A 9,711-nucleotide genomic window follows, 5' to 3' on the forward strand; every position below is an offset into this window, starting at 1 on the left:
CGGTGGCCGAGGCGCGTTCCATGGGCATTCACGAGAGCCAGAGCCTGTTCTGCGAGATGCAGCTCGGCCATCACCCCGCGTTCCTCGCGCTGATTGCGCCGCGCATCCGCGCACACTTCGGCGAACAGGCCGCGCTCGCCCCCGCGAACCTCGAGAAGCTGTACAACAGGGTCGAGCCCGGCTTTATCCGCGTCGATGCGGACGAGGTCACCTACCCGGCCCACGTCATCCTGCGCTACGAGCTGGAGCGGGACCTGATGGAAGGGCGCATCGAGGTCGCGGACATCCCCGAGCTGTGGGATGCCAAGATGCAGCAGTGGCTCGGCTTGTCCACGAAGGGCAATTACCAGAACGGCTGCATGCAGGACATCCACTGGACGGACGGCTCGTTTGGCTACTTCCCGAGCTATACGCTCGGCGCCATGTACGCGGCGCAGCTGCGCTTTGCACTCGAGCGTGAGCTCGGCGACATGGGCACGCTCGTAGAGTCCGGCCGCCTGCCGGAGATCTTTGGCTGGCTCGGTCGCCATATCTGGTCCCAGGGCAGCCTGCACGGCACGGACGAGCTCATTCGCCGCGCGACCGGTGAGGCGCTCAATCCCCAGTGGCTGCGCAAGCACCTCGAACAGCGCTATCTGAAATAAGCGAGGTTGACCCCCCTCCCAGCCTCCCCCTTCACAAGGGGGAGGAGCTAACCCCGCCCCCGTTCACAGAGAGGAGCTGTTTGTCCCCTCCCCTTACGAAGGGGAGGGTTAGGGTGGGGTCCTGCCCCCCTAACCTTACAAAGGGAGGACTGGGATTCCTCGGATCGCACTATTTTTGCTATCCCTGTCCGTTTTTGGCTAGTCACCCCTCTCGCCTCCGCTTAGTCTCTGGGACATGCCCACAGCAACCCGAGCCATGCCATGACCACAGAGCCCCCGCATTCATCCCAACGGGACGAGATCATCCCGGGTCTCACCCGGGAGCAGTGCCACGCCGCACGCCTCGCGCGAGACGCGCGTTTCGATGGTCGCTTCTTCACCGGGGTGCTCTCCACCGGCATCTATTGCCGCCCCGTGTGTCCGGCGCGGGCACCGCACGAGCACAATGTGCGCTATTTTCGCTTCGCGGCGGCGGCGGAGCAGCACGGGCTGCGCCCCTGCCTGCGCTGTCGCCCCGAGCTCGCACCGGCCCAGAGCGGCGATCTGCCACCGCTCGTCGCCCAGGTGCTGGCGCGCATCGAGCGCGGTGAGCTGGCGGAGCACAGCCTGGGTTCCCTTGCAACGCAGGCCGGGATCACGGAGCGCACCCTGAGGCGTCAGTTCGAGCAACACCTCGGCGCCTCGCCGAAACAGGTGGAGCAGACGCGCCGCCTGCTGCTCGCGAAACGGCTGTTGACGGAGACGCGCCTGCCCATCACGGACGTGGCGTTTGCCGCAGGCTTTGCGAGCATTCGCCGCTTCAACGACGCCTGGCTGCAGGCGTATGGGATGACACCGGGCGCCCTGCGCAAGCAGGAAGGGGGGACTGGCGAGGCGGCGCCGCAATCGAGCCTGCAACTGCACCTGCTGTATCGCCCGCCGTTCGACGTCCAGGCCATGCTCGCGTTCTACCGGTTGCGCGCCATTCCGGGGCTGGAGCGGGTGGATGAGCACGGTTACGAACGCCGTCACCGGGTCGGCGAGCAGGAGGGGCTCATCCGCATCGAGCCCGTCGAGGGGGAGAGGCTCAGACTCACGGTGCGGGATCTGCCGCCGGGTGCGCTGCCGGACATCCTGTACCGCGTGCGCCGCATGTGGGATCTCGACGCCGACATGAGCCGCATCGGCGAACACCTGGGGCAGGATCCGCTGCTCGCCGGTATCCAGGGACGATGGCCAGGGGTGCGGCTGCCGGGGGGGTGGGACGAGTACGAGGTGATGCTGCGCGCCATCGTCGGCCAGCAGGTGTCGGTCAAGGGTGCCATCACCATCATGGGGCGCCTGGTGGCGCGCACCCTGGCGCAGTTCGGCACCGCGCAGCTGCCCACCCCGACCCAGCTGTGCGAGCTGGATCTCGACGGCATCGGCATGCCGGGCAGCCGCATCCGCACCCTGCAAGGGCTGGCCTCGGCGCTCGCAAGCGGCGCACTCACCCTCGCCACGGCAAGCGACGAGCAACTGCTCGCGCTGCCGGGCATAGGTCCCTGGACGGTCGCTTACTGGCGGCTGCGCTGCGGGCTCGACACGGACGCCTTCCCCGCCTCGGATCTCGTGCTGCAAAAGGCGCTGGGGGGCGGTGACAAGCTGCCGGTGAAAGAGGTGACAGCGCGCAGCGCCCCCTGGCAGCCGTGGCGCGCCTATGCCGCGAGCTGGCTGTGGCACGCCATGAGTGAACAACCGGCGCTGCTCACCCGGCCAACACAGACACAAGACGAGGAGAAGAGCCCATGATCCGCTATGACATGATGCCCACCGACCAGGGCAAACTGCTGGTCGCCATCGACGAGCGCGGTCTGGTCCATGTGGACTTCCTGGCCGGACTGCGGCCGCTGCCCGACATGCAGGACTGGCAGCAGGACGGCGAGGCGCTCGCCCCCTTCCTCGCCGAGTTTCGGGACTACTTCGCGGGCCGGTTGCAGCGCTTCACCCTGCCGCTCGCCCCCAGGGGCACGGCGTTTCAGCAAGCGGTGTGGCAGGCGCTGTGCGACATCCCCTACGGGGAGACCCGCAGCTACGGCGACATCGCCCGCACCATCGGCAAGCCAAACGCGGTGCGGGCGGTGGGTGCCGCGAACGGCCGCAATCCGCTCTCCATCATCATCCCCTGCCACCGGGTGATCGGCCAGAATGGCAGCCTCACCGGCTATGCGGGAGGCCTGCCCATCAAGCAGGCACTGCTGACGCTGGAGAGGGCCTCTCGTTGATCCGGCGCCACCCGGCCAGGGCTCACTGCCGCTGCGCCAGCCAGCCGTGAAACCCCAACGCCTGAAAGAAGCGGTGCGCCGCCGCGAAACCGGCCCCTTGCAAGAGGCGCCGGGTCTGTCCCTCGTCCAGGGAGGTGAAGTCCTCTCCGAGGCGGCGCACCATCTGCTCGCAGGCAGGAAGCGGCAAACCGGCGAGGGCGGCTTGCAACCCCATGGACTTGCGCTCGAGCGGGTCCGTTGGCGCCATCAGATCCGCCAGCAGCAGGGGAGCACCAGGATTGAGCTGGCGATAAATATCACCCAATAGCGTGGCTTTGGCATCTTGCGCCAGAAAATGCAGCACCAGCAGACAGAGTGCACCATCGCAAGGCTTATTCACCACAGGCAATGCGCCCAGGTGCCAGCACACCCTCTCCCCCATGCCCGCCTGCTCGGCCCGCATCCTGGCCTGGGCCAGCATGTCCGCCGAGATATCCTGGGCCACAAAGGTCCAGCGGGGGCAGAGACGGCCAAGCAGCAGCAACTCGCTGCCCGTGCCCACCCCCACCAGCAGCACCCGGGCCTCCTGGCCCAGCGCGGCCATCAGCCGGGAGGCACAAAGCTGGTGCAGCAGCTCGTAGCCTGGCACCAGCAGGGGGATGCGGCTGTCATAGGTCTTCGCCCCTTCTCCTTCGAATCGCTCCGTCATCTTTTGCTCCTTTGGTGTGAGCCCCCTTGATAGGGGCTGCCGCCGGGAGAAGGTCAAGAGCCACAGGGGCGAGCCAGTTGCCAGCCCAGCCCTTCCCATGAAGGGAGGGCCCTAGCCCCCCTTGCCCAGCGCCGCTTTCAGAGCCGGATTGAAGACACGCTTGAGGGAGGCGGAGTTGTTCACCAGCTTGGCCGCCGGGCGGCGCGGGCGCCTGACCAGCTCGCCGCCACAGTTGGGGCAGGTCAGGTGTAGATACTGATCGTTGCACTCGGCGCAGAAGGTGCACTCGAAGGAGCAGATGTAGGCCGTCGCCGTGTCGGCGGGCAGATCCCGGTCACAGCACTCGCAGTTGGGTCTGAGTTCAAGCATGGCAAGTTCCTGAAGCGCAAGGGGAAAGCGGGAAAGAGGGCGGCTCAGTCGACGATAAAGAGGCGAGCGCCCAGTTCGGTGTAGGAGCGATGGGGTTCGGCGTTGTCCGCCACCTGGTAGCTCATGCCCGGCGTCAGGGTGAAGACGCGGCCATCCTGCAACTCGGTGTGCAGCTCCCCTTCGAGGCAGAGCAGCACATGGCCCTTGCTGCACCAGTGATCCGCCAGATACCCGGGGGAGTACTCCACCATTCGCACCCGCAGCTCCCCGAACTGCCGGGTGTGCCAGCGGGCGACGCCGCGCTCTCCCTTGTGTTCGGTCGGCGGGACCTCGGCCCAGTTCGTGGTGCAAAACGGCAGTGCATTGATGTTCATGACGGATCCTTTGTCAGAAGAAGGCTGGGGGAAGGCGGCTCGCCACGGGATATCCGTGACTAGGCCGCGCCCCATACTGCCATCAAATCCGCTCCAGCCCCATGCCCACACGGGCAATCATCCCCTCTTCAGGCTGCCCATCACCTGCATCTCGCAGCGGTGGCAGTCAAAGCGCAGGCGGAAACTCTCCTTCCCCATCTTGAGCTCCAGGGGCTCGGCCTTGAGACCGGGCACCTCCTTGGGGCAGAGCTGCTGGCTGTAGCGGATGCAGTGCTTCGTTGTCATCAGCACCACTTCCCGCTCCTCCTTGTTCGCCTCATACGCGGGGGCGATGCTCCCCACCCCGTGTTCGCGAAAGAACTGCTCCGCCGCGCTGTTCAGCACGTTGCCGAGGTAGGAGAGCCGATGCTGGGGATAAACGGCGCCTCGCAGGGGAATGCGCCGCTCGGGTCGCCGGTAGGCAGCCAGACGGGCCGCCTCCAGGGCGGCAATGCCGTCCCGGCGCAAGCCGTTAAGCTGTGAAGCTGCAATAAATAGCGGCCTCGTTATTGCCAACTCAATCTGGCGAGCCACAAACAGGGTGTTGCCGAGTTTGCCGAGCTGATCCCTGGCCTGTTGCAGCGCCCTTTCCGGGTTGTCGGCCGGCTGCTGGTCGCAGGGGAGCGTGACGGCGGCACCAATGCCCTGCTCGTCCACAAGTTCGAGCCGCAGTCCCTCGTCGCACTCCGATAGCCGCATATCGACCCGGATGCGGCGATCCGCGCTCCCCTTTTCGAGCTGCTTGCTGAAGGCCTGATCGTGGTTGCGAAAGATCTCGGTGCCCACCTTGAGACCGGGCATGGGTTCCGACAGGAGTAACCGCTTGCTCTGTGCCTTCTCTTCCACTTTATTGAGGCGCATGCCCACCAGCTCGCCCCCCGGCTTGAAGAAGCCGAGGCCATCGCCGTTGTTGAGGGCAACGGCCTGGCCGTCGATCTCGATGCCATCGCGGGTCACTCTGGTGACGCGCCCGAGCGGCTCCCCGACATATTTCGGGCTACGCGGCGAGTCGATGCCTGGCTGTCGGCCATGGAGGAAGTAGTCGGTGCTGCCCCGGTTGAAACTCTTCTTGGGATCCGGCGTAAAGGTGTAGCTGCAACGACCGGCGGAAGCGGCCACCAGGTCGGGGCGGCTCGCCAGGATGGTGTCCAGCTTCTGGCGATACCAGGCGGTGACGTTCTTGACGTAGTCGAGCCCCTTGAGGCGCCCTTCAATCTTGAAGGAGCGGATCCCTGCGGCGATCAGCGCCTCCAGGTTGTCGGTCTGATCCATGTCTTTCAAGGAGAGCAGGTGGCTGTTTTCCACCAGCACCTCCCCCCCTGGCGTTTGCAGGGAACAGGGCAGCCGACAGAGCTGGGCGCACTCGCCGCGATTCGCGCTGCGCCCGGTGCGGGCGTGGCTGATGTTGCACTGGCCGCTGTAGGAGACACACAGGGCGCCGTGGATGAAGAACTCCAGCTGCACGCTGGTAGCGGCGCTTATCTCGCGGATCTGCGCAAGGGAGAGCTCGCGGGCCAGCACCACCTGGGAGAAGCCCACATCCTGCAGAAACGTCACCTTTTCCGGGGTGCGGTTGTCGGTCTGGGTGCTGGCGTGCAGCGCGATGGGGGGCAAATCGAGCGCCAGCAGCCCCATGTCCTGCACGATCAGCGCATCGGCGCCTGCCTCGTAGATCTGATGGGTCAGGCGCCGGGCCTGCTCCAGCTCGTGGTCGTGCAGCAGGGTATTGAAGGCGACGAAGACCTGGGCGCCGAAGCGGTGAGCATGGCGCGCCAGGGCCTCGATGTCCTCGAGGCTGTTGCCCGCTGCGCTGCGGGCACCGAAGGCGGGGCCCCCCATGTAGACGGCATCGGCGCCGTGGTTGATGGCCTCGATGCCATAGGCGAGGTTCTTGGCCGGGGCCAGCAACTCCAGGCGGTTGTGATGGTTCTGATCGCGCATAACGTCCGGTTCGAAGGGCTGCAAATGGCCGCCACTCTAGCCAGACTCCCCGCCCCCTGCCTTGATCCCGCTTAAGATCACCGCAGAATGCAGGATTGACCCGGTACAAGGACGTCTGGCGGCCCCCTCATCCCCCGGCCCTGACAGAGTGCCGACTACGCAGGCACCCGACGCGGAGCTAGATCACGACCTTGAGAGCCAGCCCCAGCAGCACCAGGCCGCTCACCTTGTCGATCACGGTGGATTTGGCCTTGAGCCAGGCGAGTACTGGCCCGCGAGAGAGCACCAGGGCCACCAGCACATACCAGAGCGCATCGATGCCGCCTGCGGTCAGCATCATGATGACCCCCTCACGCCAGCCGGTGTCGGCATGCACGAACTGGCTGAACAGGGCGATAAAGAAGATGGCGAGCTGGGGGTTTAAGAAGGCCACCATAAAGCCCTCGAACGCCCCTTGACGTCCCCGTGGCGGGTGCCCCTCCTCCTTGCCTGCCTCACCCCCTGCGGGCCTGGCCAGCAACGCCTTGATCCCGAGCCAGGCGAGGAACACCGCGCCGCCGTAGCGGATGAGATCGAACAGCAGCGGGGTCTGGGTGATCAGGATGGCGAGGCCGAGGGCCGTGATCAGCGCATAGATGCCGACTCCCAAGCCGTGTCCCAGCGCCGTGGCGACCCCGTGGCCCTGCCCTCCCTGCACCGTATTGCGGATGATCAGTGCCAGGCTCGGCCCAGGGCTGATGGCCCCCATCACGCAAATGGCGGCCAGCGCCAGCCAACTCGTCAGCTCCATACCTTCTCTTCCTTCGTGTCGATTGTTGTCACCCGGGATCAGGGTAGGGGGTGGCTCGCTATGCCAGAAGTGAAAGTTAAGAATAGAGTCCATAGCCAGTGGCTATAGAGTGGCACAACCCGCTGCCATCAGCGGCTCACCTGCGGCCCTCGGGCCAACTGCTTGCGACTCTCCCCCAGGGTGAATTGCAGGTGATCCCGCAGGAAGGGATAGGCCAGCTCGCGGAACCAGCGGTGAGCCAGATCCAGGTGGTGGCGCTGGTGCCACAGCAGATGATACTGCTGGACCCGGGTGGCGAAGGGGAGATCGCAAAAACTCAGGGCATGTTCCCGGGAGAGCTGCCAGGCGATATGGGCCGGGGTGGTCATCAGACAGTCTGTGCGCAGCAGCACCTCCACCGCTGCCTGGAAGAAGGGCACCCGGGCAAACCAGCGGCGGGAGAGCCCGCGGGGGGCCAGCACCTGCTCCACCGGGCTGTCCTTGTCCCCGCCCCCGCTCACCTGCAGGTGGGGCCAGGCAAGGTAATCCTCCAGGCTGGGCGCCATGCCAGAGAGCGGGTGATGGCGCCCCATCAGCACCACCAGCCTGTCCTCCCCCTGATGCAGGCCGCGGATCTGGTCCGGCACCAGCTCCGTGATGGTGGAGACCATGTCCAGTTCCGATTGCCAGAGCTGGGGCAACTGGCGCTTGTCCCACAGGCTGTACTCCAGCGCCGCTCGGGGGGCGGCCCTCGCCAGGGCAGCACAGATGCCCGGCAGGATGTGCTGGGCCACGTAGTCGGAGGAGGCGAGCCGAAACACCCGCTCGCAGCGCTCGGGGGCAAATTCCGGCGCCTCGTAGAGCCGCTCCAGGGCACCGAGGGAATCGGCAAGCTGGGCCGCCAGGGCCTCGGCCCGCGGGGTCAGCAGCCAGCGCTGCCCTTCCCGCACCAGCAGCTCGTCGCCAAACTCGCTGCGAAGCTGGCCGAGCTGCTTGCTGATGGAGGGCTGGCTCAGGTTCAGCAGCTCCGCCGCCCGGCTGATGTTGCGGGTCTCCAGCAGCACCTTGAGGGTGGGCAAGAGATTGAGATTCGCTTTGTGCACAGGAGTCACCTCGGGAAGGGGTCGCCGGGATCGGGCCTTCATCTTACGGCAAGGAGAAGCGGAAATTTAAGCAAAATCACGGTCTTGCTCCCCCCACTCCCCTTACACTGGGGGGACCGCAGGATGACAGTGAACGCCCCGTGCGGCATAATTTCGCCACTTTCCGCCCCAGGGCGGCCATCACGACAAGCGACGACAAGATGACATACGCCACTATCACCGGGTGGGGAAAATGCCTGCCCCCCGCCTCGCTGACCAACGATGACCTCGGCACCATCATGGATACCTCGGACGAGTGGATCTACCCGCGCACCGGCATCAAGGCCCGCCGGGTCTCCCATGTCAGCACCCAGGCGCTCGCCACCCTGGCCGCCCGCCGCGCCCTGGCGTGCGCAGGTCTGGACGCCGCCGCCCTCGATGGCATCATCCTCGCGACCGCCACCCCGGGCACGCTGGTCCCCAATGGAGCCTCCGCCGTGCAGCAGGCCCTCGGCGCCCACAAGGCGGCGGTGTTCGATCTCAACGCCGCCTGCACCGGCTTCGTCTATGCCCTCTCGGTCGCCACCTCCCTGGTGCAGACCGGCATGATGCAAAGGGTGCTGGTGATCGGTGCCGAGCGGCTGACCCAGTTGCTGGACTGGGCCAAGCGCGACACCGCCGTGCTGTTTGGGGATGGCGCAGGCGCCGTCATCATCGAGGCGAGCGAGCAGGAGAGCGGCCTGATTGCCAGCAAGCTCGGTTGTGACAGCGAAGCGCGGGAGATACTGCACGTGCCGAACTTCGGTACGGATCGGGTGCGTTTCGCCGACATTGACGGCCTCTTCACCTTCAACTTCGAGGGGCAGGAGATCTTCAAGCGCGCCGTGCGCGGCATGGGCGAAGCCACCGGCACCGTACTGGCCCAGGCCGGCATCGCCCCCGAGCAGATCGACCTCATCGTGCCGCACCAGGCGAACGTGCGCATCATCGAGACCCTGGCCAAGCGGATGAACGCCCCCATGGAGAAGGTGATGGTCAACATAGAGCAGTACGGCAACACCTCCGCCGCCACCGTGCCCATCGCCCTGTGCGAGGCGCTGGAGCAGGGTCGGGTCAAGCCGAACAGCTACCTGCTGACCGCCGCCTTCGGGGCCGGGCTGACCTGGGGCGCCGCCCTCATCAAGTGGGGAGACCGCGTCACCCCGATCGCGAGTTGCGACGAGGTGCTGCCCCCCTGCGAGCAGAGCGCCCTCGAACTCATCGCCCATGCGGTGCAGGGTTGCCAGCAGGCCCGCCCCGCCGACGCCTGAGCGAGCGCCCGCTCCCCATGATCCGCCAGGAGCCCCGGGGCTCCTGGCTGCCAGCCCCCCTACGCCCCCTCGCCGTTTCGGCAGCGACATAAAAGTCATTGAAAAGTGTGAATTTTGAGCGAAACATATCAAAAAATGACCACTTGACACTTTTTTGTCGTCAGAATGCGGCCAAGGGGTTCACAACCTTGCCGGATCTGGTAGTATGCGGCCTCGCACTTGGGGAGGGGTTCCCGAGCGGCCAAAGGGATC

At 66.1% G+C, this 9,711-nt stretch carries 9 protein-coding genes and 1 pseudogene; 4 read left to right on the plus strand and 6 right to left on the minus strand.

What is annotated here, in order from left to right; translation table 11 throughout:
- The 3 genes and pseudogenes from AACR77_RS06710 to AACR77_RS06720 form a co-directional block, all read left to right on the plus strand.
- Positions 1-644, plus strand: a pseudogene (locus AACR77_RS06710) (carboxypeptidase M32); the annotation flags it as partial.
- A 261-nt stretch (positions 645-905) separates the two neighbouring features.
- The gene (locus AACR77_RS06715) at positions 906-2,414 is read left to right on the plus strand and encodes a DNA-3-methyladenine glycosylase 2 (protein ID WP_042880510.1); all 1,509 of its coding nucleotides are present in this window, start codon (positions 906-908) and stop codon (positions 2,412-2,414) included.
- On the plus strand, positions 2,411-2,887 hold the full coding sequence (locus AACR77_RS06720) for a methylated-DNA--[protein]-cysteine S-methyltransferase (protein WP_041214637.1): 477 nt from the start codon (positions 2,411-2,413) through the stop codon (positions 2,885-2,887). The genes AACR77_RS06715 and AACR77_RS06720 overlap by 4 nt, the downstream gene beginning before the upstream one ends.
- Positions 2,888-2,909: 22 nt before the next feature.
- On the opposite strand, the gene AACR77_RS06725 is transcribed toward AACR77_RS06720, so the two are convergent.
- The 6 genes from AACR77_RS06725 to AACR77_RS06750 all read right to left on the minus strand — a co-directional run bounded on the left by AACR77_RS06725 (position 2,910) and on the right by AACR77_RS06750 (position 8,170).
- Positions 2,910-3,575 (minus strand): class I SAM-dependent methyltransferase, encoded by a 666-nt coding sequence (locus tag AACR77_RS06725; protein WP_042880511.1) that lies wholly within the window; start codon positions 3,573-3,575, stop codon positions 2,910-2,912.
- A gap of 111 nt (positions 3,576-3,686) precedes the next feature.
- Positions 3,687-3,944 carry a DUF1272 domain-containing protein gene (locus AACR77_RS06730; RefSeq protein ID WP_042880514.1) on the minus strand — a complete coding sequence of 86 codons (258 nt, stop codon included), beginning with the start codon at positions 3,942-3,944 and terminating at the stop codon, positions 3,687-3,689.
- A gap of 44 nt (positions 3,945-3,988) precedes the next feature.
- Positions 3,989-4,318, minus strand: coding sequence for a DHCW motif cupin fold protein (locus AACR77_RS06735; RefSeq protein WP_042880515.1), 330 nt, complete (start codon positions 4,316-4,318; stop codon positions 3,989-3,991).
- A gap of 117 nt (positions 4,319-4,435) precedes the next feature.
- On the minus strand, positions 4,436-6,298 hold the full coding sequence (locus AACR77_RS06740; RefSeq protein ID WP_042880517.1) for a peptidase U32 family protein: 1,863 nt from the start codon (positions 6,296-6,298) through the stop codon (positions 4,436-4,438).
- Positions 6,299-6,476: 178 nt separating this feature from the next.
- Positions 6,477-7,088, minus strand: coding sequence for a LysE family translocator (locus AACR77_RS06745; RefSeq protein ID WP_042880519.1), 612 nt, complete (start codon positions 7,086-7,088; stop codon positions 6,477-6,479).
- 128 nt (positions 7,089-7,216) lie between these two features.
- Entirely contained in the window at positions 7,217-8,170 is a 954-nt protein-coding gene (locus AACR77_RS06750; protein WP_042880522.1) for a LysR family transcriptional regulator, read from the minus strand.
- 200 nt (positions 8,171-8,370) lie between these two features.
- Here AACR77_RS06750 and AACR77_RS06755 point away from each other — a divergent pair, with 200 nt between their 5' ends.
- The gene (locus AACR77_RS06755) at positions 8,371-9,459 is read left to right on the plus strand and encodes a ketoacyl-ACP synthase III (RefSeq protein WP_042880524.1); all 1,089 of its coding nucleotides are present in this window, start codon (positions 8,371-8,373) and stop codon (positions 9,457-9,459) included.
- The last annotated feature ends 252 nt before the right edge of the window (positions 9,460-9,711 follow it).

The sequence above is a fragment of the Aeromonas sp. ZOR0002 genome (genome assembly GCF_963866995.1).
Lineage (GTDB): Bacteria > Pseudomonadota > Gammaproteobacteria > Enterobacterales > Aeromonadaceae > Aeromonas > Aeromonas caviae.

Bases quoted from the DNA above. Each gene is read 5' to 3' on its own strand.
- AACR77_RS06740 (WP_042880517.1), bottom strand. From the start codon at position 6,298: ATGCGCGATCAGAACCATCACAACCGCCTGGAGTTGCTGGCCCCGGCC.
- AACR77_RS06720 (WP_041214637.1), top strand. From the start codon at position 2,411: ATGATCCGCTATGACATGATGCCCACCGACCAGGGCAAACTGCTGGTC.
- AACR77_RS06725 (WP_042880511.1), bottom strand. From the start codon at position 3,575: ATGACGGAGCGATTCGAAGGAGAAGGGGCGAAGACCTATGACAGCCGC.
- AACR77_RS06715 (WP_042880510.1), top strand. From the start codon at position 906: ATGACCACAGAGCCCCCGCATTCATCCCAACGGGACGAGATCATCCCG.
- AACR77_RS06745 (WP_042880519.1), bottom strand. From the start codon at position 7,088: ATGGAGCTGACGAGTTGGCTGGCGCTGGCCGCCATTTGCGTGATGGGG.
- AACR77_RS06755 (WP_042880524.1), top strand. From the start codon at position 8,371: ATGACATACGCCACTATCACCGGGTGGGGAAAATGCCTGCCCCCCGCC.
- AACR77_RS06730 (WP_042880514.1), bottom strand. From the start codon at position 3,944: ATGCTTGAACTCAGACCCAACTGCGAGTGCTGTGACCGGGATCTGCCC.
- AACR77_RS06735 (WP_042880515.1), bottom strand. From the start codon at position 4,318: ATGAACATCAATGCACTGCCGTTTTGCACCACGAACTGGGCCGAGGTC.